The 24,639-nt window shown below is 59.6% G+C and carries 28 protein-coding genes; 18 read left to right on the top strand and 10 right to left on the bottom strand.

Annotated features, from left to right (window positions below):
• Positions 1 to 50 precede the first annotated feature (50 nt).
• Complete coding sequence (locus ABI171_RS20740; RefSeq protein WP_348094457.1) at positions 51 to 812, top strand: AraC family transcriptional regulator; 762 nt, start codon at positions 51 to 53, stop codon at positions 810 to 812.
• Here ABI171_RS20740 and ABI171_RS20735 read toward each other — a convergent pair whose 3' ends face one another.
• From ABI171_RS20735 to rsmD, 7 genes are all read right to left on the bottom strand, one after another.
• The gene (locus tag ABI171_RS20735) at positions 813 to 2,096 is read right to left on the bottom strand and encodes an FAD/NAD(P)-binding oxidoreductase (protein ID WP_348094546.1); all 1,284 of its coding nucleotides are present in this window, start codon (positions 2,094 to 2,096) and stop codon (positions 813 to 815) included.
• Complete coding sequence (locus ABI171_RS20730) at positions 2,096 to 2,359, bottom strand: 2Fe-2S iron-sulfur cluster-binding protein (RefSeq protein ID WP_348094456.1); 264 nt, start codon at positions 2,357 to 2,359, stop codon at positions 2,096 to 2,098. The genes ABI171_RS20735 and ABI171_RS20730 overlap by 1 nt, the downstream gene beginning before the upstream one ends.
• Positions 2,352 to 3,473, bottom strand: a complete 1,122-nt coding sequence (locus ABI171_RS20725) for an FAD-dependent oxidoreductase (protein ID WP_348094455.1) — start codon at positions 3,471 to 3,473, stop codon at positions 2,352 to 2,354. The genes ABI171_RS20730 and ABI171_RS20725 overlap by 8 nt, the downstream gene beginning before the upstream one ends.
• Entirely contained in the window at positions 3,470 to 4,405 is a 936-nt protein-coding gene (locus tag ABI171_RS20720; protein WP_348094454.1) for a 4-hydroxyproline epimerase, read from the bottom strand. Before ABI171_RS20720 ends, ABI171_RS20725 begins: the two co-directional genes overlap by 4 nt.
• 104 nt (positions 4,406 to 4,509) lie before the next feature.
• Positions 4,510 to 4,788 (bottom strand): YfhL family 4Fe-4S dicluster ferredoxin, encoded by a 279-nt coding sequence (locus tag ABI171_RS20715; protein ID WP_348094453.1) that lies wholly within the window; start codon positions 4,786 to 4,788, stop codon positions 4,510 to 4,512.
• Positions 4,789 to 4,899: 111 nt separating this feature from the next.
• Positions 4,900 to 5,388 carry a pantetheine-phosphate adenylyltransferase gene (gene coaD, locus ABI171_RS20710; RefSeq protein ID WP_038485166.1) on the bottom strand — a complete coding sequence of 163 codons (489 nt, stop codon included), beginning with the start codon at positions 5,386 to 5,388 and terminating at the stop codon, positions 4,900 to 4,902.
• A gap of 46 nt (positions 5,389 to 5,434) precedes the next feature.
• Positions 5,435 to 6,082, bottom strand: coding sequence for a 16S rRNA (guanine(966)-N(2))-methyltransferase RsmD (gene rsmD / locus ABI171_RS20705; RefSeq protein WP_348094452.1), 648 nt, complete (start codon positions 6,080 to 6,082; stop codon positions 5,435 to 5,437).
• 239 nt (positions 6,083 to 6,321) lie between these two features.
• Here rsmD and ftsY point away from each other — a divergent pair, with 239 nt between their 5' ends.
• From ftsY to ABI171_RS20620, 17 genes are all read left to right on the top strand, one after another.
• A complete protein-coding gene (gene ftsY, locus ABI171_RS20700; protein ID WP_348094451.1) occupies positions 6,322 to 7,473 on the top strand; it encodes a signal recognition particle-docking protein FtsY in 1,152 nt (383 codons plus the stop codon).
• A gap of 60 nt (positions 7,474 to 7,533) precedes the next feature.
• Positions 7,534 to 8,238 (top strand): ATP-binding cassette domain-containing protein, encoded by a 705-nt coding sequence (locus ABI171_RS20695; protein WP_348094450.1) that lies wholly within the window; start codon positions 7,534 to 7,536, stop codon positions 8,236 to 8,238.
• Entirely contained in the window at positions 8,235 to 9,161 is a 927-nt protein-coding gene (gene ftsX / locus ABI171_RS20690) for a permease-like cell division protein FtsX (RefSeq protein WP_348094449.1), read from the top strand. Before ABI171_RS20695 ends, ftsX begins: the two co-directional genes overlap by 4 nt.
• Positions 9,162 to 9,169: 8 nt before the next feature.
• Positions 9,170 to 10,006, top strand: coding sequence for an AraC family transcriptional regulator (locus tag ABI171_RS20685; RefSeq protein ID WP_348094448.1), 837 nt, complete (start codon positions 9,170 to 9,172; stop codon positions 10,004 to 10,006).
• An 89-nt stretch (positions 10,007 to 10,095) separates the two neighbouring features.
• Entirely contained in the window at positions 10,096 to 11,055 is a 960-nt protein-coding gene (locus ABI171_RS20680) for a DMT family transporter (protein ID WP_348094545.1), read from the top strand.
• Positions 11,056 to 11,191: 136 nt separating this feature from the next.
• Positions 11,192 to 11,641 carry a hypothetical protein gene (locus ABI171_RS20675; protein WP_348099341.1) on the top strand — a complete coding sequence of 150 codons (450 nt, stop codon included), beginning with the start codon at positions 11,192 to 11,194 and terminating at the stop codon, positions 11,639 to 11,641.
• Between the two features lie 132 nt (positions 11,642 to 11,773).
• Complete coding sequence (locus ABI171_RS20670; protein WP_348094446.1) at positions 11,774 to 12,118, top strand: DUF1840 domain-containing protein; 345 nt, start codon at positions 11,774 to 11,776, stop codon at positions 12,116 to 12,118.
• The gene (locus tag ABI171_RS20665) at positions 12,118 to 13,017 is read left to right on the top strand and encodes a lysophospholipase (RefSeq protein ID WP_348094445.1); all 900 of its coding nucleotides are present in this window, start codon (positions 12,118 to 12,120) and stop codon (positions 13,015 to 13,017) included. The genes ABI171_RS20670 and ABI171_RS20665 overlap by 1 nt, the downstream gene beginning before the upstream one ends.
• A gap of 206 nt (positions 13,018 to 13,223) precedes the next feature.
• Positions 13,224 to 13,862: a LysE family translocator gene (locus tag ABI171_RS20660; RefSeq protein WP_348094444.1), complete on the top strand. Its 639-nt coding sequence runs from the start codon at positions 13,224 to 13,226 to the stop codon at positions 13,860 to 13,862.
• 46 nt (positions 13,863 to 13,908) lie between these two features.
• A complete protein-coding gene (rsmB, locus tag ABI171_RS20655) occupies positions 13,909 to 15,216 on the top strand; it encodes a 16S rRNA (cytosine(967)-C(5))-methyltransferase RsmB (RefSeq protein ID WP_348094443.1) in 1,308 nt (435 codons plus the stop codon).
• Between the two features lie 199 nt (positions 15,217 to 15,415).
• Positions 15,416 to 15,892 carry a DUF4390 domain-containing protein gene (locus ABI171_RS20650; RefSeq protein WP_348094442.1) on the top strand — a complete coding sequence of 159 codons (477 nt, stop codon included), beginning with the start codon at positions 15,416 to 15,418 and terminating at the stop codon, positions 15,890 to 15,892.
• A 2-nt stretch (positions 15,893 to 15,894) separates the two neighbouring features.
• Complete coding sequence (locus tag ABI171_RS20645) at positions 15,895 to 18,174, top strand: ATP-binding protein (protein WP_348094441.1); 2,280 nt, start codon at positions 15,895 to 15,897, stop codon at positions 18,172 to 18,174.
• A gap of 332 nt (positions 18,175 to 18,506) precedes the next feature.
• Positions 18,507 to 19,229 carry a response regulator gene (locus ABI171_RS20640; RefSeq protein ID WP_348094440.1) on the top strand — a complete coding sequence of 241 codons (723 nt, stop codon included), beginning with the start codon at positions 18,507 to 18,509 and terminating at the stop codon, positions 19,227 to 19,229.
• The gene (locus ABI171_RS20635; RefSeq protein WP_348094439.1) at positions 19,226 to 19,600 is read left to right on the top strand and encodes a GTPase; all 375 of its coding nucleotides are present in this window, start codon (positions 19,226 to 19,228) and stop codon (positions 19,598 to 19,600) included. The genes ABI171_RS20640 and ABI171_RS20635 overlap by 4 nt, the downstream gene beginning before the upstream one ends.
• Positions 19,601 to 19,858: 258 nt before the next feature.
• Positions 19,859 to 20,758 carry an RNA polymerase sigma factor RpoH gene (gene rpoH / locus ABI171_RS20630; protein ID WP_348094438.1) on the top strand — a complete coding sequence of 300 codons (900 nt, stop codon included), beginning with the start codon at positions 19,859 to 19,861 and terminating at the stop codon, positions 20,756 to 20,758.
• 141 nt (positions 20,759 to 20,899) lie between these two features.
• A complete protein-coding gene (locus ABI171_RS20625; RefSeq protein WP_348094437.1) occupies positions 20,900 to 21,451 on the top strand; it encodes a DUF4166 domain-containing protein in 552 nt (183 codons plus the stop codon).
• Positions 21,448 to 21,861 (top strand): DCC1-like thiol-disulfide oxidoreductase family protein, encoded by a 414-nt coding sequence (locus ABI171_RS20620; RefSeq protein ID WP_348094436.1) that lies wholly within the window; start codon positions 21,448 to 21,450, stop codon positions 21,859 to 21,861. Before ABI171_RS20625 ends, ABI171_RS20620 begins: the two co-directional genes overlap by 4 nt.
• 81 nt (positions 21,862 to 21,942) lie before the next feature.
• On the opposite strand, the gene ABI171_RS20615 is transcribed toward ABI171_RS20620, so the two are convergent.
• From ABI171_RS20615 to ABI171_RS20605, 3 genes are all read right to left on the bottom strand, one after another.
• Complete coding sequence (locus ABI171_RS20615) at positions 21,943 to 22,476, bottom strand: SCO family protein (protein ID WP_348094544.1); 534 nt, start codon at positions 22,474 to 22,476, stop codon at positions 21,943 to 21,945.
• A gap of 107 nt (positions 22,477 to 22,583) precedes the next feature.
• Positions 22,584 to 23,468, bottom strand: a complete 885-nt coding sequence (gene cyoE / locus ABI171_RS20610; protein ID WP_348094435.1) for a heme o synthase — start codon at positions 23,466 to 23,468, stop codon at positions 22,584 to 22,586.
• Complete coding sequence (locus ABI171_RS20605; protein WP_348094434.1) at positions 23,465 to 24,625, bottom strand: COX15/CtaA family protein; 1,161 nt, start codon at positions 24,623 to 24,625, stop codon at positions 23,465 to 23,467. The genes cyoE and ABI171_RS20605 overlap by 4 nt, the downstream gene beginning before the upstream one ends.
• Positions 24,626 to 24,639 lie beyond the last annotated feature (14 nt).

The raw sequence follows: 24,639 nt of genomic DNA, 5'->3' as shown, positions 1-24,639 counted from the left end.
AGGGTATGATGCAAGCAAACCAACTGCCGCGCTGTCAGTATGAATCGACCATGACCCAGTCTTCCATTAATGCTATCCAGGCCGACCGCAATCTGCTGGCGGCTTCGCTGGCCAATGGTTTTTTTGCCGAAGCGCTATTCGATGCATTGCCGGATGTCGTATTTTTTGTCAAAGGCAAGCGGGCCGAATATCTGGTGGCTAACCAGACGCTGGTGGCGCGTTGCGGCCTGGCGGACAAGGATGCCTTGCTGGGCCGCACCGCCAGCGAGATTTTTCCGCCAAGTTTCGGCGCCAGCTTTCTGCAGCAAGACCTGCAAGTGCTCGGCACCGGCATCGACATCCACGATCAGCTGGAACTGCACCTGTATCCGAACCGCGCGCCCGGTTGGTGTCTGACACATAAGATCGCGCTGCGCGACCGGGATGGCGGCGTCGCCGGCATCGCGGGCATTTCGCGCGACCTGGCCATGCCGGACAAGAATCATCCGGTCTATCGGCGCGTCGCTGCGGCGGCCCGCTTTATTCACGATCATTACGACCAGCAAATCCATATCAGTGAACTGGCGCAGATTGCCGATCTTTCGGTATCCCAGATAGAACGCTATTTCCAAAAGATTTTTTCACTGAATCCGCGCCAGATGATCATCAAGACGCGCCTGGATGCAGCGTCGGCCATGCTGGCCGGCGAGCGCAGCATCACCGAGATCGCCGCTGCCTGCGGCTATCATGACCACAGTGCTTTCACGCGTCAGTTCAAGGCCACGGTCGGCATTACGCCGCGCGCCTACCGGCAATTGCTGCAAACCGGGTAGTTATGCCCGGCCGTCGATTTCGGCAAGGGAGGCGTTATCCAACGCCATCAGACTGGAGATGCGCGCCGGTGAAATTGGCAGGCGTACGGAATCCGGTTTCCAGCCGAACAGGAAGTCGGTAGCGCCGCCGCAAATCCGCCCCTGGCAAGGCCCCATGCCGCAGCGCGTTTGCAATTTCGCGCTGCGCCAGCCGGCGTGCGCTTGCAAGTCGGCATAGGCAACGTCTTCGCAACGGCAAACCAAGGTATCGGGATCGCACAAGTGACGCAGTTCCGGACGCAAGGAAAATGCGTGCTCCAGCCGCCCTGCGTAAGCCTGCTGGCTACGACGTTGCGTCAGCCAGCGTCGCTCAGGAGCGCCAGAACCAGCGGCATGGGCGCCGGCGATATGGCCTTCGGCGAGCGCCAGATCGACGCCGCCTACGCCAGTCCCCTCGCCTGCGCAATAGACGTTTTCGATACCGGTTTGCTGACGTTCATCTACCTGTATCGCGCCATCGGCAATACGACAGCCGAGCGCCTGCGCCAGTTCGGTATTGGGCAGCAAACCGTAGCCGCACGCCAGGTAATCGCACTCAACCCGCATCTCCCGTCCCGCTACCCGCATCTGCACCGCACGCAACTGCTGCTCGCCCTGCGCTTGCAGCACATAACTGTCAACGTAATACGGCACGTCTGCCAACTGACGACGCAATTGCCAGGCCTGGCGCAATTTGGCGGGAGTGCGCGCCAGTTGCAGCGCAAAGCTCGCCAGCTTGCGCTGGCCGCTTTGCTCCAGTATGTGCAGCACCTGCGCGCCTTGCTGCTGCAAGGTCGTCGCCACTGCCAGCAACAAAGGGCCGGAGCCGGCGACGACGATACGTTTGCCGCGCACCGGATAACCACCTTTGACCAGCGCCTGCAAACCGCCGGCGCCGGTGACGCCTGGCAGCGTCCAGCCGGGAAATGGCAACAGGCGTTCGCGTGCGCCGGTTGCCAGGATCAGCTTGCGATAAGTCAACTTACAGGCCTGTTGCGGCGTTTCCAGCAACAGTTGCGTCTTGCCTGCCAGCCCCACTACGCGGCTCTGCATGAACCACTGAACGTTGGTCATCCGCTGTAGTTCGGTCCACAGCTTTTGCGCATGTGGATGCGCGGCGAATTGCGGGCCGCCGCGCCAGATCTGGCCGCCGGCCAGCGGATTGTCGTCGACCAGCGCCACTGTGGCGCCGCTTTGCGCAGCGCTTCGGGCCGCCGCCAGTCCTGCCGGTCCGGCGCCGATGATGACGATATCGACAGCAGCCATCATGCGGCAGCCTGTGCAGTTTCTATACGCATGCCGGTTTCGCACACGGTCTGGCATGCCAGGCGATGCGCGTGGCCATCGATGCTGACCCGGCATTCCTGGCAGATCCCCATGCCGCATAAGGGCGCCCGCAACATGCCGCTTATCGAACGTCGTGTGATTGCGGCAGCGCCAGCCACGGCCAGCGCTGCCGCCACACTGCAACCCGCAGCCACTTGCACGCCGCTGCCATTGACGTACACGATGATGCTGTTCTCAACCATATTGCATTCCCAGTTGTGCGAAACGCGCCGGCAGATACGGCGCTATTGGTATTTCTGTCGGATTACCGATGATCTGCGCCGCCAGCAGCTGTGCGCTGGCCAGTGACGTGGTGATCCCCAACCCTTCATGGCCGGTAGCCAGCCAGACATTGGCGCGCGACGGATGCGGACCGATCAGCGGCAAGCCGTCGCTGCTGGCGGCGCGCAATCCGGTCCAGCAACGCAAGGCGTTCAAGCCGGCCAGCGCCGGCACGAAACTGGTTGCGTGCACCAGCATGCGCGCCAGGATTGCCGGTTCGACCGCCTTGTCCGTGACATCGAACTGGCGCGAGGAACCGATCAATAATTGCCCGGTCGGACGCGGCTGCAAATTGAAGGCGACCGAATCGCCATCGGCTGCGTGCGCGCTTTTGATGTAGCCGAGTTCAACCAGCTGATGACTGATCATGCCGGGATAGCGGTCGGTGATGACGATGTGGCCCTTCTTGGGACGGATCGGCAGTTCAGGCAGCAACTGCAGGGACGCGCTGCCATTCGCCACCAGTACTTTGTCGGCGTGCAGTTCGCTGCCATCTGCCAGCAGCACGCCGTATCCGGTAAGCGCCCGCACCTGTCCCTTAAGTACTTGCGCTCCGCGGCTCTGCGCTCGCGCCAGCAGCAATGCGGCGCTTTTCGGCGGATAGACGATGGCGTCCGCGTTTACTCGCAAGCCACCTCTGAGACCTGGCCGCAGTTGCGGTTCATATGCATACAAAGCAGTAGCGTCCAGCAGCTCGCAAGCGATGCCGTGTGCGCCCAAGGTGAATTGCTTGTCTTGCGCCACCGCCATTTCCTCATCGTCGGCGGCAATCCATAACGTGCCGCAAGGGCTGTATTCATGCGGTGCAGGGTCGACTGCAGCGAGCTGTCGCCAAAGCGCTAGCGAATAGGAAGTCAGCGCCAGTTCGGCGGGATTATCGTCCATCACCACCAGGTGGCCCATGCCGGCGGCGGTGGCGCCGCTGCCTGTCGCTTCACGCTCCACTACCATCACCGCCAAGCCCTCGGCCGCCAGCGCATCAGCACAGGCGGCGCCGATGATGCCGGCGCCGACTATCAGTACATCGATGCTCAAACCATGCCCCAGGCGAAAGGATCGTCCTGGTTGAAGATGAAGCTGCTTTCGGCGTTGACATAGGCGGTGCCGCGGATGGCTGGCAGTATCTGCTCGCCGTGGCGATGGTAGGAGGCTTCGAACACGCTTCCGATGATGCTTTCCTGACGCCAGATTGCGCCCTCGGCCAGCTTGCCGTCAGCCGCCAGGCAAGCGATCTTGGCGCTGGTGCCGGTGCCGCAAGGCGAGCGGTCGTAGGCTTTACCGGGACAGAGTACGAAATTGCTGCTGTGGTTACCGGCCCGCCGGGCCGGACCGAATAATTCGATGTGATCGATCGCTGCGCCGGCGGCGCCGGTGATGCCGGCCAGTTCCAGGCTGGCACGCACTGCCGAGGAAAAATCGGTCAAAGCCACGATGTTCTCTTGCTGTAAAATATGCCCATGTTCGCCGACCAGGAAGAACCAGTTGCCGCCCCAGGCAATATCTCCGATCACGTGTCCGTAGCCAGGCACTTGCAACGCCACGTCCTTGCGCCAGCGATACGCGGGAATATTGTGCACGGTGACGCTGGCGTCGGCATGCAGCTCGGTCTCGACCACCCCGACCGGGGTCTCTATCTTGTAGCGGCCCGGACCGATGCGGCCCAGGTAAGCAAGCGAAGCGACCAGGCCGATGGTGCCGTGGCCGCACATGCCGAGATAGCCGACATTATTAAAAAAAATGACGCCGGCCGCGCATGCCGGGTCTTGCGGCTGGCACAGTAGCGCGCCGACCAGCACCTCGGAGCCGCGCGGCTCGCACACCACTGCGCTGCGCAGGCGATCATGCTGCGAGCGCAGCAGTTGCAGCCTCTCGGACAAAGGCCCGTTGCCGAGATCGGGGCCGCCAGCCAGCACCAGGCGGGTGGGTTCACCGCCGGTGTGGGAATCGATGATAGAGATTTTTTCCATGCCGACAGCGTAGCCGGGCCGGCAAACGCTGTCTTGCTGCTACGCGCCGCGATAGATGACGAAATCGGCATAGTGCCGATAGCCGTGCTTGCAGCGGCAGGGAATCAGGGTTGTTTGGTTGCGGCGGGAGGCGTCAGTTCAGCCTGCAGGCGCTCGTACTTGGCTTGCAGCTGTTCTTGGGATTCGCGCCAGGCCGGATCGAAAGGGATGCAGGCGACCGGGCAGACTTGCTGGCATTGCGGCTCATTGAAATGGCCGACGCATTCGGTGCATTTATGCGGGTCGATCTCGTAGATCTCGGGTCCCATGTAAATCGCACCGTTCGGGCACTCGGGCTCGCATACGTCGCAATTGATGCAGTCATCGGTAATCAATAAAGCCATTGCACTACTCTTTTACACAAAATACAGCGGAGGCTGGAAGTAAAACGGGCCAGCCCGCCTTACTTAAGCCATTTTATTCTTTTTGGTCGGGCCACGCTGGCCGGGCGTCGCTTAAGGCTGCTGGGCGTCGAGCTTTTCCTTCAGCCATTTTTCAACCGAAGGGAATACAAATTTGGAAACATCGCCGCCCAGGGTGGCGATTTCGCGCACGATGGTGCCGGAGATGAACTGGTACTGGTCGGATGGCGTCAGGAACAGCGTTTCGACGTCCGGCAGCAGATAGCGGTTCATGCCGGCCATCTGGAATTCGAACTCGAAGTCGGAAACCGCGCGCAAGCCGCGCACGATCACGTTGGCGTCGTGCTGGCGGACAAAATCCTTGAGCAGGCCGGAAAAGCTTTCCACCTGCACATTGGGGTAATGGCCCAGCACTTCGTTGGCGATCGACAAGCGCTCTTCGAGAGAGAAGAACGGCTTTTTGTTTTTACTGTCGGCGACGCCGACCACCAGCTTGTCGAACAGCCCGGACGCGCGCCGTACCAAATCTTCATGACCACGCGTGAGCGGATCGAACGTTCCCGGATAAACTGCAGTGACCATTTTGTTCCCCCTCCCAATCAGATCGCGCATTATGCCTGAAATTGCCTCAGGCCGAAGTAGCTTGCCTTTTAAGCAAGTGATAGAACACTATACCAGCCTTGTCGGCGCGCAGCAGCTGCCAGCCGCTCAGCCAGGCCGGCAAGTCATTCGCTTCCAGCGCGAACTCGGCTTCCAGATATAGCAACCCTTGCTCCGCCAGCAAACCCTGGCATAGCGGCAGGATCTTTTCCAGCCAGCCTTGCAGATAAGGCGGGTCCAGAAAAATCAGATCGTAGCGCTCGGCTTCCGCACCGGCCTTGCTCAACCAGGTCGCCGCATCGCTGCGCAGGATCCGCACCTGGCTGGCGTCCAGCTTGATTTTGGTGGCTTCCAGCTGGCGCACTGCCGGCGTATTGTGCTCGATCATGGTGACGTCCGGCGCACCGCGGCTGGCGGCTTCAAATCCGAGGGCGCCGGTGCCGGCAAACAGGTCCAGGCAACGTACCTTGTCCCAGTTACCATCCAGCAAATGATTCAGCCAGTTAAACAAGGTTTCGCGCACCCGGTCCGGCGTCGGCCGCAAACCTTCGCTATCGAGGACGGCCAAAGGGGTGCGCTTCCAGGCGCCGCCGATAATCCTGACCTGACGCGCAAGGGGCGGCTTGATGGCGTGTACCGGCGTTTTTGGCGGCTTTTTGCTGCTTGGTTTTTTCATTAATAGTAATCAATAGGGGAATAAAACAGGGGAATATTCGCCGGAATTTCAACGATTCGACAGCATTTTGGGGTCAATCCGGGCGCTCACACTACCCGCATTACAGGGCGACTGGCAAGACTATCCTTAATTTGATAGCCTGCGCTCTGATAGAATGCCGCTGATTGTACCTCTTGTGCCACTGGCTCCGGCAGCCCGCCGCAGCACCCTATTTCACCGCCCGACAGACCAGGCCTCAGATGTTTAGTTTCTTCAAGAAAAAACCAAAACCCGAAGTTGCGCCAGCGCCGGAAGCGCCGGCAACAGAATTACCGCAAGCAGAACCGGCCACCGCCGCGCCGGTTGTCGTACCTACCATTGCGCCCGCCGTTGCTCCTGCCGTTGCTCCACCCATTGCGCCAAGCGAAGCGCCACCGGTAGAGATCATCGCCACGCCAATCGCTGTTGCGACAGCAGAAACCGAGATTGTTTCAGCCCCGGTGGCGGCGGAGCAGAAACGCTCTTGGCTGTCGCGCCTGAAAACCGGACTGTCCAAGACCTCATCCAACCTGAGCACCTTGTTTGTCGGCGCCAAGATCGATGACGACCTGTACGAGGAACTGGAATCGGCGCTGCTGGTGTCCGATGCCGGCGTCGACGCTACCCATTTCTTGCTGAACGCCCTGAAAAAGAAGGTCAAGGAAGAAAAGCTGACCGAAGCGGCCCAGGTCAAAGCCGCCTTGCGCACCTTGCTGATCGATTTGCTGACGCCTTTGCAAAAGCCGCTGGTGCTGGGTGAGCATCAGCCGCTGGTGATGATGATCGCTGGCGTCAACGGTGCCGGCAAGACCACCACCATCGGCAAGCTGGCCAAGCATCTGCAGGCGCACAAGCAATCGGTATTGCTGGCCGCCGGCGACACGTTCCGCGCCGCCGCGCGCGAGCAGTTGACGATCTGGGGCGAACGCAACAACGTCAGCGTGATTTCGCAGGAATCCGGCGATCCGGCCGCGGTGGCTTTCGACGCCGTGCATTCGGCGCAGGCGCGCGGCACCAATGTGGTCATGGTGGACACCGCCGGCCGCTTGCCGACGCAGTTGCACCTGATGGATGAGCTGAAGAAAATCAAGCGCGTCATCGGCAAAGGCATGACCACCGCGCCGCATGAGATCTTGCTGGTCATCGACGGCAACACCGGCCAGAATGCCTTGGCGCAGGTCAAGGCTTTCGACGATGCGCTGGGACTGACCGGGCTGGTGATCACCAAGCTGGACGGCACCGCAAAGGGCGGCGTGCTGGCGGCGATCGCCACCACCCGCGCGATCCCGGTGTATTTCATCGGCGTCGGCGAGCAGATCGAAGATTTACAGCCGTTTAATGCAGCCGATTTTGTGGATGCACTGCTTAGTTAACAATGTTGTTCCGGGTTTCCATTCAAGCTGTATTGCCATCGCTACTAGCCAACATTTGCAATGATTGAATTCAACCAGGTATCCAAGAAATACGCCCGCGACGTGGTCGCGCTGCGCGATATCACGCTCACGGTTAACAAGGGCGACCTGATTTTCCTGGCGGGGCCGTCCGGCGCCGGCAAAACCACCTTGCTCAACCTGATTGCAGCGATCGAGCGTCCCAGCAGCGGCACCTTGACTGTCAGCGGCGCCAATGTCGGCAAGCTGAAATCGTCCGGCCTGCCGTATCTGCGGCGCAATCTCGGGCTAATCCTGCAACAGCAGAAATTGCTGCAAGACCGTAGCGTGCTGGCCAATGTCATGCTGCCTTTATTGGTTACCGGCGCGACCCGCGCCGAAGCGGAAAAGCGGGCGCAAGCCGCGCTGGACAGGGTCGGCTTGCTGGATAAAGCCGCCACCGATCCGCAGGCGCTGTCCGGCGGCGAGCAGCAACGGGTGTCGATCGCCCGCGCCATCGTCAACCGGCCGCAGATCATCCTGGCCGACGAACCGACGGCCAACCTCGACCGCGACAACGCCAACAAGGTGCTGGATGCGCTCAAGTCGTTCCATGCAGTCGGCGTGACTTGCCTGATTTCCACCCACGACGAGCAGTTCCTCAACAGCGCCAACCGCGTGGTGTTCCTGGACCAGGGGCAGATTGTCGATCACTGGCAGAATTCCGCCGTCATTGTCAACACTGGTAATACCGGAGGTGCGGCATGAAGAGCTGGCTGCGACAACATCTGTTCGCCATCAGCGATGCCTTCACTCATCTGTTCAAGGCCCCCGGCGGCTTTGCGTTGAATGTGCTGGTGGTGGCGATTGCGCTGGCGCTGCCGTTTGGCGGCCTGACCTTGATCGAAAATATTCGTCCCGTATCGGAACAACTAGCGGTGGAGCCGGAAATCAGCATCTTCATGACGCTGGACGCCGTGCGCGACAAGACCGTTGCGCTGGCCAAGCCCATCGATGCGATTTTGCAGCAGCATCACAGCCCGGCAAAAGTGCTGTTCATTCCGCGTGAAGACGCCTTGATCAGCCTGAAAAACAAAACCGGCATGGACGACGCCCTGACTACGCTCGGCCAGAATCCTTTGCCGGATGCCTATGTGCTGAAGCTGGCCGGCTTCCACGACGCCCCTGATGCGGCGCGCATCGACCTTATTGCAGCCGACCTCAAGGCCCTGCCCGGCGTCGATACCGTGCAGGTCGATTCGGAATGGGTCAAGCGGCTGGCGGCCTTGCTAGGCATCTTGCGGCTGGTGCTGCTGTTCCTGGCGGCGACACTGGCGGTGGTGGTGGTGGCGGTGGTGTTCAATACCGTGCGCCTGCAAGTGCTGACGCAGCGCGAAGAGATTGCCGTCGCCAAGCTGGTCGGCGCCACCGACAGCTTCATCCATCGGCCGTTCTATTACACCGGCGCCCTGCTCGGCCTGTGCGCCGGCGGCGTAGCGCTGGCGGCGGTGGCGCTGGGCTTGCAGCCGCTGAACCAGGCGATTGCCGAATTTGCCCGTTTGTACGCTTCCGAATTCCGCTTGCTGCCGCTGAACTGGCTGGTCAGTACAATATTGCTGGCGATCAGCGCCGGCCTAGGCCTGGTCGGCGCGGTGTTGTCGGTGCGGCGCCATCTGGCGCGACTGGCCTAAGGCCCGATATGTTTCACCATCCGTCCGAATTCGTCACCTTCAAGACCAGTCCGCATCTGCCGGGCGTGGAACTGTATTCGGCGCGGCTGGTGGACCATGAATTTGCACCGCATGTGCACGACGCCTATTCGCTGGGCGCGATCGAAACCGGGGTGGAGCGCTTCAGCCACAAAGGCTCCCAGCATCTGGCGCCGGCCGGCACGCTGGTGCTGCTGAATCCGGATGAACTGCATGACGGCCACGCCGAAGTCGCCGCCGGCTGGACTTACCAGATGCTGTATATCGAGCCACAGGTGTTGCAAGAAATGACCGGCAGCGAAGCCTATTTCATCGCAGCCACGGCACATGACCCGGCCCTGGCCGATCATTTCCAATTGCTCTTCAGGCGCATGTGGCAAGCGCCGGACGACATCGCCTTTGTCTCGCATTTCACGTTGCTGATCGATGCCGTGACCCAGCGCTACGGCAAGAACCTGCGCCCGGCCGCCACGGCCGCGGCGCATTATCCGCAACGCATGCTGGCCATGCGGCGGGTGCTCGACTGTATCGAAGCCAACCTGGACCAGACTTTGCACATCGATACCCTGGCGGCGGAAGCCGGCATGTCGATATTTCATTTTGTGCGAACTTTTTCCGCGCAGTTCCACGCCACTCCGCACCAATACCTGCAGGCGCGCCGGGCGGCGCGCGCCAAGACCTTGCTGGCCCAGCGCAGTACGCCGAGCGATGCCGCCGCTGCGGTCGGACTGACCGACCAGAGCCATCTGACACGCTGGTTCAAACGCGCCTACGGCGTCACGCCGGCGCAGTATCAACAGCAAATTGGTACAAGACCGCTAGGGTAAAGCTTGGCATCATGGGTACAGTCGCTACTCATTTCCGGTCTTCCTATGGCATCACCGCGCTTCACCACCCTCTTCTCGATCCAGGCAGCATGCTGACCGGCCTCTTGTGCGCACTCGGCGCGGGCCTGATGTGGGGGCTGGTTTTCATCGCGCCGCTGATGTTGCCGGACTATCCCGGCCTGATGCTATCGTTCGGGCGCTATGTGGCGTTCGGCCTGATCGCGCTGGCGCCCGCCCTGTTGCATCGCAAGCGCATCGCCGCCTTGAGCAAGGCCGACTGGCGCGCCGCCCTGAAACTTTCACTGGTCGGCAACTTGCTGTATTACGCGGCGCTGGCGACGGCGATCCAGCTGGCGGATGCGCCGCTGCCGACCATGCTGATCGGCACTTTGCCGGTGGTGATTTCCGTGTTTTCCAACTGGTCGCCCGGTCATGCAACGGAAAGCGTGGCCTGGCGCCGGTTGGCGCCTTCGCTGGTGATCATCTTTATCGGCATCTTGTGCGTCAACGCGGCGGAGCTGGCGCATATGCACCAGATGGGCAGCAACAATACCCGCTCGATGTCGGACTATCTGCTGGGCTGCCTGATCGCGCTCGGCGGCGTCGCTGCCTGGACCTGGTACCCGATCGTCAATGCGCGTTACCTGCGCGCCAATCCGCATATCAGCCCGTCCACTTGGGCCACCGCGCAAGGGCTGGCGACTTTGCCGCTGGCGCTGATCGGCTTGTTTGCCTACGGCAGCTATCAGAAACTGACGGGCGGCTCCTATGCTTTCCCGTTCGGCCCGCGGCCACTGCAATTTGTCGGCCTGATGCTGATCATCGGCCTCTCGGCATCCTGGATCGGCACCCTGCTCTGGAACAAGGCCAGCCAGCGCTTACCGACCGCGCTGCTGGCCCAGCTGATCGTCTTCGAAACCTTGTCGGCCCTGCTGTACGCCTTCATTTTCCGCGGCGTGGCGCCGGGCATGCAGGTAGCAGCGGGAATTGTTTTGTTGTGCATCGGCATCGTTTTCGGTGTGCGCACCTTTCAGCATCAGATACCATAGGGGTTGCTTCCATTCTTGCAGTCCGCTGCGCGATCCCGTGAAACCTGTCTCTTGCCTATCTGTCCGCTCTGTATTGCTGTCCGTTTGCGCGTTGTTATTGCTCTCCGCCTGCTCGCCCAAGTTCAACTGGCGAGAGGTGCGTAGCAAGGAAGCGCCTTACAGCGTACTACTGCCAACCAAACCCTCGACATTTTCGCGCCCCATCGATCTCGACGGCATGCCGCTCACCATGACCATGACCGCCTCCAAAGTGGACGACACGGTATTCGCGGTGGGCAGCGCCACCGTGCCCGACGCCGCCAAGGCGCAAGCCGCCTTGATCGCCATGAAAACCGCGCTGGTGAAAAATATCAACGGCATTGTGCGCTCGGAGAAATCGAGTGCTGCCGCCAGCAGCACACAGGGACTGTCGGCCAGCATCGATATCGAAGCGGTCGGCAAGACGCCCGGCGGCAAGGACGAAGTGCTGTTCGGGCATTTTGTCAGCAGGGACAAACAAATCTACCAAGTGATCGTGATGGGTCCCGCAAAAGAGGTTTCCCGCGAAAATGTCGACACGTTCATCAGCTCATTCAAAAATAATTAGCATTGTGACCACTTTACGTTTGTCAGCTGCGCAACCAACCGTGTAACCGCCGGTGACAAACCTGGCGGCCACCGGGACAAACAAGTATTCTGTACAATGTGTTTTTTATCAAAAACAATATTTTGAGGTTTTATGTTAGTTACGTTCAAATCCAAGGCATCGTCCGAAGTCATCATGTTCGAACACGACGCCAAGCGCATCCTCGATCTGCTGAATAAAGATGTAAAGATCGGCGTGATCACGGCACAAGAAGGCGCGGCAGCGATTGCCCGCCTGGAACAGGAAACCTCGGAAAGCCGTGCGCATCCTGCATCCGATAGCGTGCAGCGCGACATCGCCGCCCACCACAATGCTGCCGGCGACGATAGTGGTCATGAGCCCGTGCAAACGGTCAACTTCGCCAGCCGCATCCATCCTTTGCTGGAAATGCTGCGCGAAGCCCAGAAGCACAACAACGATATACTCTGGGGCGTTTGATGTCCGCTGCCCGTGAGCAGCTACTGACCACGGACGACGGTATTCCACTGTTCGTCACCGACTGGCCGCTGGCTCCCGGCGAACCAGTCGCAGGCAGCATCCTGCTGATGCACGGGCTGGGCGAGCACTCCGGGCGCTACGCGCACGTAATACGTTTTTTCAATCGCTGCGGCCTGCTGGTGCGCAGCTATGATCACCGGGGCCATGGCCGTTCCGGCGGCCGCCGCGGCGACATTGCCAATGACGGCGCGCTATTGCGCGACGCCAAGCTGGTGCTGGACGATTTCAGCCGCCGGCAAGGGCTGATTCATCCGGAACTGGCAAACCACACTCCTTTACTGTTCGGCCACAGCATGGGCGGCCTGTTTGCCGCGCGCTTTGCCGTGGCGCAAATGGCGCCTCTGCGCGGCTTGATTTTGTCGTCGCCGGCGCTGGCCCTGACCATGAGCGGTTTCCAAAAGGGCCTGCTCAAGCTGATGTCGCTGCTGGCGCCCGGTCTGCCTGCGCCTAACGGCCTCGACGTCAACCACCTGTCGCACGACCTCACCGTCGCCAAAACCTACAGCCTGGATCCGCTGGTGCATAACAAGATCAGCCCGCGCATGTTGAACGGCATGTTGCACGCCGGGGCATTTGCTATCAGCCATGCACCGACGCTGGAGATACCAACGCTGATGGTGATTGCCGGCGACGATCGCATCATCGACCCGGAAGGCAGCCGCCGGTTTTTCGCCGCCTTGCGTCCCGAGATCGCCACACTGCGCGACTACGAAGGCATGTATCACGAGATCTTCAATGAAATCGGCGCCGAGCGCGTATTTGCCGATGTCCGACGCTGGCTTGATAGGCAGCATATGCTGCAACCGTTGCCCCTTAGCCAGACAGCCTTAATAGATTAACATCGAGATTGACATCGCTTGATGGGCAAACAATTATCATCATGATATTTTTATCACCGGCAGCCCGCTCCGGTAAGGCAAGCCACTGCCGCTGTCAAGCCATCCGCTAAATTCATCGTTTTTCCTGCCACAAATGTGACCTAACCGTAGGTTCGCGAGCATATCCCCGCTACAATCGCACTGTTACCATCCTGTCTAGCGTCGCCATGATTTCGTTCGGCATTACCGATTTCGGCCTGTTCCTGATGGCCGTCCTGTTACTCAACGCCACTCCCGGCCCGGATACCGCCTATATCGTCGGCCGCAGCGTGGCGCAAGGCCGTCGCGCCGGCTTGCTGTCAGCGCTCGGCATCACGGCCGGCTGCTGCATTCACGCGACCTTGTCCGCTTTCGGCCTGACGGCGCTGCTGGCCGCCTCATCGACCGCGTTCATGGCGGTCAAGCTGGCAGGCGGCGCTTATCTGGTCTATCTCGGCCTCAAGATGCTATTTAGCAAAAAACAAGCCGTTAGCGTCGACCAGCCCAGGTTGGATTTGCGTTCGCACAAGACGATCTTTGTGCAAGCCCTGATCACCAATGTGCTCAATCCCAAGGTGATCTTGTTTTTCCTGTCGTTTTTCCCGCAGTTCGTGCTGCATGACTCGCCACATAAAATCGCCGCCTTCTTGTTGCTGGGCGCGGTATTTTCGGTGGTGACGCTATGCTGGAACAGCGGCACCGCGATGCTGGCGGGGACCTTGACGCGGCATGCGGGCAACAATCCGCATATCAAGCAATGGCTGGAGCGCAGCGTCGGCGCCGCCTTTGTCGCGCTGGGGATCAAGCTGGCCCTGACCAAGAATTGATTTTTAAACCCTAAACCCATTACCTGCAGAATCGACCAGAAATACAGTGACCTATTCCACCCTCAAGAAAGACTCTCTCGCGTTTAGCCTGCTGGCCGCCGCCCAAGCCATCGCTCTGGTGCGCGACGGCGCAGCGTTGCCGCAGGCGCTGACCCAGGTGTTTGCCCAATCGGCATCGCCGGCGCCGACCCGCGGCGCCATCCAGGACATCGCCTACCGCACCATGCGCGGTATCGGCCGCGCAGAAACCTTGTTGGACAGCCTGGCCAGCCGGCCGCCGGAACCGACCCTGCTGCATTGCCTGCTGTGCGCCGCCTTGTGCCTGCTGGCCGATGTGGACGATCCTGCTTACGAAAATTTCACTGTGGTCAACCAGGCGGTCACCGCAGTCTCCTCCGATCCGCAGATGGCGCACGCCAAAGGCATGGTGAACGCCGTGCTGCGCCGCTTCCTGCGCGAACGCGAAGCGCTGGTGGCGGCCGCCATCAAGACGCCGTTCGCCTTGTGGAATTACCCGGTATGGTGGATCGATCGCATGCGGGCCGCCTATCCCGAACATTGGCAAACCATCCTGACGGCCGGAAACAGCGCGCCGCCGCTGACCTTGCGCGTCAACCGCCGCAAGACTTCGGTAGCGGCCTACCTGGAAACCCTGGCCAGCCACGATATCGTCGCGCGCCAGATCGGCGTCGATGCCATTCGCCTCGACGTCGCCATGCCGGTGCTGCAGATTCCCGGCTTTGAAGACGGCCTGGCTTCGGTCCAGGATGCGGCCGCGCAACTGGCGGCGTCACTGCTGGACGTACAGGATGGCATGCGGGTGCTGGATGCCTGCGCCGCTCCCGGAGGCAAAACCTGTCATATCCTGGAAACGGCCGAGGTCGAGCTGACCGCGCTGGACAACAATCCCAAACGTTTGCAACGCATCACCCAGAACCTGCAGCGCCTGCAATTGCAAGCCACGCTGCAACTGGGCGACGCCAGCCTCGGCGGCGACGGCAAGGACTGGTGGGACGGCAAGCTGTTCGACCGCATTTTAGCCGACGTGCCCTGCACCGCTTCCGGCATCGTGCGGCGTCATCCGGATATCCGCTGGTTACGGCGCAAGACCGATACCGAGCAACTTGCAACACTTTCGGCAAAGATTCTGGACAATCTTTGGCAGATGCTACGACCGGATGGTAAATTGCTGCTGGTAACATGTTCCGTCTGGCCGCAGGAATCCGAGGCCCAGGCCGTAGCATTTGCCGAGCGTAACAACGCCCGCAGGCTGCCCGCCCCCGGCCAGCTGTTGCCACGGGCCGACGCCGAACAAGATCACGACGGGCTGTTTTATGCCCTGTTTCAAAAATGACGCTGTGAACGCTGCCCGGCGCCAAAAGCGCCAGGCAATTCCGCCTTTCTTGTTGGTCAACCATTTTTTAGCGGATTTTGCTCCGTAACAGATACCAGTGACACGACCATTGCCTCAATTCATAAAATACTGGCTGCTGGCTCTGATGCTAGTTCTGTCTTTTAGCCACGCGTCCAGCTTTGCCTCTGACGGCGTTGAATTGAGCCAAGCCCATATCGAAGCCGGCGACGATGGCTACCGGCTGTCGTCGACCTATTCCTTCGATCTGAACCGCGGACTGGAAGATGTCGTCAATCGCGGCGTTGCCCTGTACTTTACGACCGACGTCGAACTGACCCGGCCGCGCTGGTACTGGTTTGACGAGAAGGCAATCACCGCCACTCAGACCATCCGCCTGCAATACAACGTGATCACGCGCCGTTTCAACGTCGGCATCAACGGCAGCTTGCAACAAAGCTTCAACACCCTCGACGACGCGCTGTCCCTGATTCGCCGCCCTAGTCGCTGGCTGATCGCCGACAAGAGCGCGCTTACGACCGGCGAGGTGTACCGGGTCGCGGTGCGCATGCGGCTGGACCTCGGCCTGCTGTCCAAACCGTTCCAGGTCAATGCGCTGAACAATAGCGACTGGAATTTTTCTTCCGACTGGAAGAGTTTCAACTACAAGGCTGAATAACCGTGCCGCGCGCGCTACGTTATTTGCTGGTGATCGGCGGCGCCATCGTCAGCATCCTGCTATTCCTGCTGTCGTCGGCGTCCTCCAATTCGGATTTTTTCGATAAACATTATTCCTGGCTGCTCGGCTTGAATGCGCTGGTGGCGGTGGCCTTGTTCGTGCTGGTCTGTCTGCTGCTCGGCCGGCTCTACAGCCGCTATAAACGCGGCAAGTTCGGTTCGCGGCTGACCGCCAAGCTGGTATTCATGTTTGCCCTGATCGGCATCTTGCCAGGCGTCGTGATTTACCTGGTGTCGGTGCAGTTTGTGTCGCGCTCGATCGAATCCTGGTTTGACGTCCACGTCGAGTCCGCCTTGCAATCGGGCTTGAACCTGAGCCACGCCGCGCTGGAATCGTCTCTCAGCGACCTCAGCGCCAGGGCACGCACCCTGGCGGGCGAATGGTCGGACCTGTCGAATGCTGCGCAAGCAACCCAGCTCGGCCGCCTCAGCGACCAGAATTTGAACGCATCGATTGTCACCGCCAAGGGCGATGTGATCGCTTCCGTCGGCGGCCATCTGGGAACGCTGGTGCCGACCAACCTGCCAACCCCTGCCATGTTGCAGCAGGCCCGCTTGTCGCGTGGTTACGCCGCCACCGAAAACGGACCGGACAGCAACGGCGTCGACAATGGCAGCAACGACCTGCAGCTGCACGTGGTGGTGGAAATTCCGCCGCCGCTGAAAAGCGCGTCCTTGCAGAATGAAACGCATTTCCTGCAAATGATCCAGCCGGTGCCAGCCTACCTGGCGACCAATGCCGATGCCGTGGCGTCCGCCTACACCGAGTATCAGGAACGGTCCTTGGGCCGTTCGGGCTTGCGCAAAATCTATCTTGTCACCTTGACGCTGACGCTTTTGCTTGCGGTGTTCGGCGCCATCGCCAGCGCCTTCCTGATCGCTACCGATCTGGCCAAGCCCTTGCTGCTGCTGGCGGAAGGCACCAAAGCGGTGGCCGAGGGCAATCTGTCGCCGCGGCCGATTGTCGCCACCTCGGATGAACTCGGCACCCTGACCCAGTCGTTCAACCTGATGACCCGACAGCTCTACGATGCGCGCGGCGCCGTGGAGAAAAACCGCAGCGAACTGGAAAACGCCAAAGCCTACCTGGAGTCGGTGCTGGCCAACATGTCGGCCGGCGTAATGGTGCTGGACGGCGATTTCAGGCTGGTCAGCAGCAACCAGTCGGTGGCGCGCATTCTGCAATACGATTTTTCACCGCACATCGGCCAGCCGCTCAACATCATCGACGGCCTGGCGCACTTTGCGGAAGTCATCACCAACGCTTTCTCGGAGCAGAATGCGCAATTCGCGACCGGCAAGATCGGGCCAGAACTCCTGCATTGGCAACAGCAGATCGAAATTCCGCGCAGGGTCGACAGCGGCGAAACCAGCGATAGCGACGACATCTCCCTGCTCGCGCGCGGCTCGCGTCTGCCGGTGGAGAACCGTACCGGCTATGTAGTGGTGTTCGACGATATCTCCGACGTCATCTCCGGCCAGCGCTCGATCGCCTGGGGCGAAGTGGCGCGCCGCCTGGCGCATGAAATCAAGAATCCGCTGACGCCGATCCAGCTGTCCGCCGAACGCCTGCAGATGAAGCTGGAAGACAAGCTGATGACCCAGGACGCCGCGATCCTGAAAAAAAGCACCGATACCATCGTCAACCAGGTGGCGGCCATGAAGCGCATGGTCGACGATTTCCGCGATTACGCCAAGACCCCGCCGGCGGTACTGAACGAGCTGGACCTGAATGTGCTGGTGGCGGAAATCCTGCACCTGTATCTGGCCGGCGACGAACGCGACATGATTCATGCCTCGCTGGCGCCGGACCTGCCCCAGATCATGGGCGACGCCACGCAGCTGCGGCAAGTGATTCACAATCTGCTGCAGAACGCTCAGGATGCCGTCATGGACCGCAGTGCCGACTCGCTGCCGCCACGCATCGACGTGGTGACCGAGCGCGTCAGCTATCAAAGTTCGGATGGTTCCTCGCGCACTGCGGTGCGGCTTTCGATTACCGATAACGGCGCCGGATTCTCACCTAAAATACTGGCCAGGGCGTTCGAACCGTATGTTACCTCGAAGCCGCGCGGCACCGGCCTGGGCCTGCCAATGGTGAAAAAAATCATCGATGAACATGGCGGCCGTATCGATCTGCAGAATCGAAGCGACACAAAGGGCGCAAAAATCCTGATTTTGCTGTTAAAGTTAGCCTCGAGTCATGATTCGGCCAAAATTTGATCAAGAACTGCTGCAAATTGGCAGTTGAGTGATATAGCATGTATCCGTACACGGAAATATAACAAACAGGACTTACGCAAAGTTTCGCCAGCAAGGGTGTAGCCGGGAATTCGTGCAGCGTGCTGCACGCCTGCGTAACGGTCAACGCTTGCAAGCGTTGATGCGCTCTGCAAGAGTGCCGACGCAGACAGTGCAACTGCATGGCAAGGAAGCATAACGCCGCTGGCGGAATTTTGCGTAATCCGTATAAAGAGACATCAACAATTTAACTGGACTATCTGAACGGTCCATATAGTGGGATTTGATGCAACAGGAAATGGGAAGGCAACCGCATGGCTAACATCCTAGTCGTTGACGACGAAATGGGAATTCGGGAATTGCTCTCGGAAATTTTAGGTGACGAGGGGCATGTAGTAACCGCCGCGGAAAATGCACAACAGGCTCGCGAATTTCGTCAGGGTGGCGTACCCGATCTGGTGCTGCTCGATATCTGGATGCCTGACACCGACGGCGTGACTCTGCTCAAGGAATGGCAGCGCGACGGCTTGCTGACCATGCCGGTCATTATGATGTCCGGTCACGCCACTATCGACACCGCGGTAGAAGCGACGCGCATTGGCGCCCTGAATTTCCTGGAAAAACCGATTGCATTGCAAAAGCTGTTGAAAGCCGTTCAGCAAGGCTTGTCGCAAGGACCGAAGACCGCCCGCGCGCCGACCCTCTATCCGCTACCGGCCGCCACTGCGAACGATTTGAATGACGCGGTTGTCACTGCGGGCGGTTTCAACAACCCGGCTTCGTCTGAAACCGCGCACGCGACTGCGCTGCCGTTGGTAGCGGCGTCGTCCGAAAGCTTGTTCTCGTCCTCGTTCGGCCTGCCGCTGCGTGAAGCGCGCGATGCTTTCGAACGTGCCTATTTCGAATACCACCTGATCCGCGAAAGCGGTAGCATGACCAGGGTGGCCGAAAAAACCGGACTGGAACGGACTCACCTGTACCGGAAATTGAAACAACTCGGGGTCGACCCGGGAAAGCTGTCGAAAAAAGGCGGATGACTCTCATCACGCTGGTATGCGGCAGATCGGCGGGCGTCCGTGAGGCCGCAATCTGGTCTGCCCTGCAGGAAGAATTTGTGCGTAGCGGCAGCCACCTCAGCACCGCGCTCATCCTGGAAGGCCTGGCCGATGGCAAGCTTGCCCCCGAAACCATGCCGCCGGCGCTGGAAATCAAACGGATCGCACCCGGCTGCTTTTGCTGTATTGGCAATCTGACCCTGCGCGTCACCTTGAACCGCCTGCTGCGCAAACCTCCCCAACGTTTGTATCTCAGCATCGCCGACAGCAGTCATCTGCAGCAAATCCGCGCGTTTCTCAGCCAGCCGCCCTACGATGCCTATCTTGCCATGACGCCAGACCTGGTCGCCTGAAAAGCCAGGCGAAGCTGCGCGACTTTCCCTGCGGCTATGCAGCATTTTCCTTACTCCCGGTCGCAACTTTCTTGGGATTTGCCCCTCTAAGTTCTTGCGCATGGCAATCATAAAAATAATTCCAATAGCAACACGCTATATACATTCTCTAACAAATCCTATTAGCACTCTGCAATAGAGAGTGCTAATATATTCGAGTCAAACGTCTGATCGTTGATCGACCGGCAGCCTGAGCTGGCCGGACAGCAAGGAGAAAGAATGAAGAATCCATCAGTCAACACTGCTTTAATGCCAACCGAGACCAATGCCCTGGCGCTCGGCTTTTCCGGTACGCTGGGGAATATTGACGCGTACATCTCGGCAGTGAATCGCCTGCCGATGTTGACACATGACGAAGAAATTTCTTTTGCGCAACAATTGCGTGATAAAAACGACCTTGGCGCCGCGCAAAAGCTGGTGCTTTCACATTTGCGCCTGGTGGTGTCGATCGCCCGCGGCTATCTCGGTTATGGTTTGCCGCACGCCGACCTGATCCAGGAAGGCAACATCGGCCTGATGAAGGCCGTCAAACGCTTCGACCCCGATCAAGGCGTACGGTTGGTGTCGTATGCGATGCATTGGATCAAGGCGGAAATGCATGAATACATTCTGAAAAACTGGCGTCTGGTGAAAGTTGCGACCACCAAGGCGCAGCGCAAGCTGTTTTTCAACCTGCGCAGCCATAAGGAAGGCCTGGACGCGATGACGCCGTCGCAGGTCGACGCTTTGGCCAGGACCTTGAACGTCAAGCGCGAAGAAGTGATTGAAATGGAAACGCGGCTCACCGGGCGCGACATCGCACTGGATGCGCCGACTGACGACGACGATGATAAATTCGCGCCGATCGCCTATCTGTCATCGGAATTGCAAGAACCGACCAAGGTGCTGGAAGCGCAGCGCTATGACCGCATGCAGTCGGAAGGGATCGAGTCTGCGCTAGGCAAGCTGGATGAGCGTTCACGCCGTATCGTCGAAGCGCGCTGGCTAGCCAACGACGACGGTTCCGGCGCTACCTTGCATGAACTGGCGGATGAGTTTGGCGTATCGGCAGAACGGATACGGCAGATTGAAGCGGTGGCCCTGAAGAAGATGAAGGGCTCGCTGGCGGCATTTGCCTGATCAGCAAGCTTTGCGCAAGGCGACAGCAACCAGCGCTGGTCGCATAGGCAAGAGCAGATAAAGCTCCCTCTAACCACACGGTTCAGGGAGCTTTATTTTTGCTGCGGGTGCTACACTATTGCTTTCATGCAAACACGCCCCATGAGCTCTCCCGACTCGCTCTACCGCCAGGCAATGGCCGATGATTTCCATTCATTGGCGCCTGAACTACAACTGTTTCATAGCCTGGCCGGACAGGTCACGTTACCTGGACGATGCACGATCAAAGGCCCGCAAACCGCGATCGGCCGCCTGTTCGGCAAGGTATTCTCTCTCCCCGAAGCGACAGCGGAAACCGACTTCCGGTTTGAGCTGGACGCGGACAGCCGGCAAGAGACCTGGCGCCGCCACTTTCCCGGCAGGACGATGCTCTCGCAGATGCACATCAGATCTGGCGGCCTGGTCGAGCGCTTAGGGCCGGTGGATTTGCACTTTCAACTCAGCGCCCGTCAGGGACAGCTGCACATGGTCATCCAACGCATCACCTTTTGCGGAATTTCCTGTCCGAAATTCCTGTTGCCTGCCGTATTGGCCGAGGAAACCGGCGCCGACGGCAAACTGCATTTCAATGTCGCGGCGACTCTGCCGCTGGTCGGGATACTGGCCGAATATTGGGGTTATCTGGATCTCGAACAAGTACGGGCGGCAGCATGATTATCGTGTTCGACGCCAAGTGCCTGATTTGCTCAGCCTGGGTGCAATTCTTGCTGAAGCGAGACCGGCGCCGAGTATTCCGGTTTGCTTCGATGCAATCAAGCGCCGGCGCGGCGTTGCTAGCCCAGGCCGGTCTGAGCGTCGCCAGGCTTGAAACCCTGTTGCTGGTTGATGGCACGTGCAGCTATCAACATACCGCCGCGATTTTCAGGGTGCTGCATCAACTGGGATATCCCTGGAAGCTGGCCTGGATCATGTGGCCGCTGCCGGCCTTTATACGGGATGGCATTTATCGCTGGATAGCTCGCCACCGCTATCGCCTGTTTGGACGCAGCGAAGCGTGTTTTTTGCCCATAGCCGAAGACCGCCTCCGATTCATGGAAGACATGCCGGAGACCATCAGCGATTGAAGCTGTCAAAATACAAAAGGCAGGACCGCAATCAAACGGGCCTGCCTTTTTAGTCCGCGCCGGCGGTAAGGCCGCCACAGATCATTGCAGCAACAATTTCAAATCGTGCGCAACCGGTTCCGGTCCTTGCCCATGGCGGATGAACAGGCGGATGTGGCCTTCCGGATCAAACACATAGCTGCCGGCGGTGTGGTCCATGCTGTAGCTGCCAGGGGTCTTGCCCGGTACTTTCTGATAGAACACGCGGAATTCCTTGGCTACCTTTTCAGTCGCTGCGGCATCGCCATACAGGCCGACAAAGCTCGGATCGAAAGCCGGCACATACTTGGACAACAGCTCTTGCGTATCGCGCTCCGGATCGATCGTCACGAACAACACCTGCACCTTGCTCGCCAGCGGGCCCATTTGCTTCAAGACATTGGCCATTTCCACCATGGTGGTCGGACAGACGTCGGGACATTGGGTATAGCCGAAAAACACCACCACCACCTTGCCCTTGTAATCGGCCAGCGTACGCGGCTTGCCAGTATGGTCGGTCAGGGCAAAATCGCGGGCGTAACCGAGGCCTGTGACGTCGGTATTGTTGAACGCGCTCTTGGCTGGCGACAGGGTCATTTCCTGGCTGCTACCGGCTGATTTGTCACCACATGCCGCTAGCGACAACACCATCAGCAAGCCGGCAAACAGGGAGACGACGGGGGTAATACGCTTCATGTTGGCTTTCAGAATTTGAGGTAGTGATCGACCAGCAGAGCGGCGAACAGCAGTGACAGGTAGATGATCGAATAGGCGAAGGTCTTGCGCGCAATCAGATCGGTGTAATGCTGATAGATCTGCCATGCATACCATAGGAAAATCACGCCCAGTACCGCCGCGCTGGCGAGGTAGATCAGCCCGCTCATGCCGACTGCAAACGGCAGCATGGTGGTGGCTACCAGGGCGATAGTGTAGAGCCAGATCTGCAATTGGGTGAATTTCATGCCATGCGTGATCGGCAGCATCGGCAAGCCGGATTTGGCGTAGTCGTCGCGGCGGTACATGGCCAGCGCCCAGAAATGCGGCGGGGTCCAGACAAAGATGATCATCACCAGGATCCAGGCCTGCATCGGCACATCGTTGGCGATCGCGGCCCAGCCCAGCGCCGGCGGCATGGCGCCGGCAAGGCCGCCGATGACGATGTTTTGCGGTGTCGCCGGCTTCAGGATGATGGTGTAGATAATGGCGTAACCGAGGAAAGTGGCGAAGGTCAGCCACATGGTCAGCGGATTGACGAAGTTGTACAACACCCACATGCCGGCGCCACCGATAACGCCGGAAAATACCAGCGTCTGGTTGACAGTAATCTCACCCCGCGCCATAGGACGCCGCGCAGTACGCGCCATGCGTGAATCGATTTCGCGCTCGACCAGGCAGTTGACGGCAAATGCGGCGCCGGCCAGCAGCCAGATGCCGATAGTGGCAGCTACCACCCGTTGCCAGTCCGGCAACCCCGGGGTCGCCAGGAACATGCCGATCACCGCGCAAAATACCGCCAGCTGCGTCACGCGCGGCTTGGTCAGCGCCCAGTACTGGGAAATTCGATTGGGTGGTATGGTCAAAGCAGTCATGGGTGCGGGTTGAGGCGGTCAACAATTACTGGATGGCTACCCGCCCCCGAAACAGCATGCAGGTTGGGAGCAAGTCTAGCCTTATAGTTTAACATGACCAGCAGCACCAGCAGCGCCGACGCCCCACCGTTGTGCAGCACTGCTATTGCCAACGGCCAGTTAAAGTAAATAGTAGACAAGCCGGTCAACAATTGCAAACCAATAACAATCAACAGCCAGCGCCCGGTTTTCTGCAAGCCCTCGGTGCGTAGCGCTTTCCATGCCAGCCAGACGATGAACGTAATCACCACGAAGGCAAAGCTGCGATGGGTCCAGTGAATCGCCGTGAGGGCTTGGAATGATAAAAACTCGCCATCAGCGGTCATGCCCAGATGACGCCACAATGTAAAGCCGTTGGCAAAATCCATCTGCGGCACTAGCGCACCGTGGCACAAAGGGAAGTCGGTACAAGCCAAAGCGGCGTAGTTGGTACTTACCCAGCCGCCAAGAGCGATCTGAATTACCAGCAAGACAAGACCGATCAGGGCCGGCTTGACCAGATTGGCGGCGCTCGCCGCTACCGGCGCATGGTCGTTCTGATGCGCGCCCAGCCAAGCCATCAACGCCAGCAAGGCCAGGCCCAGCATCAGGTGGGTGGTAACGATCACCGGCTGCAGTTTCTGGGTAACGGTCCAAGCGCCAAAAGCGCCTTGCAGGCAGACGCACAAAAACAGCAGGGTCGGATACCACGGTGAAAATTTCGCCAGCCGCTGTGCCGGCCGATGCTTCGATTTCAGCCAGCGCAGCCAACTGATCGCCATCAACGCCATGATCATCACGCCGACGCCCATGGCGAAGTAGCGGTGGATCATTTCGATCCAGGCCTTCTTGACCGAGACCGGACCGAACGGCATGGCTTCTTGCGCGGCGCTAATGTGGGCATGCGCCAGCAGCGGGTTGGAATGGCCATAGCAGCCGGGCCAGTCAGGGCAACCGAGGCCGGAATCGGTGAGCCGGGTGAAGGCGCCGAACATGATCAGGTCGAAGGTCAGGAACAGCGTGACCCACACCAGCTTGCGGTATTTATTGGTATCGCTGGAAACCCACACCACGCAAAACGCCAGTATGGCAACCAGTATGCCCATGCTGCCGAGCTGGGCGAGCGCTGCTGCTGTCATTGGAAACTCGTCAT

Source organism: Collimonas sp., from assembly GCF_039923675.1.
Classification (GTDB): domain Bacteria; phylum Pseudomonadota; class Gammaproteobacteria; order Burkholderiales; family Burkholderiaceae_D; genus Collimonas.
Note: the sequence above shows the minus strand (reverse complement) of the source record. Positions and strands in the feature narration are given on the sequence as shown.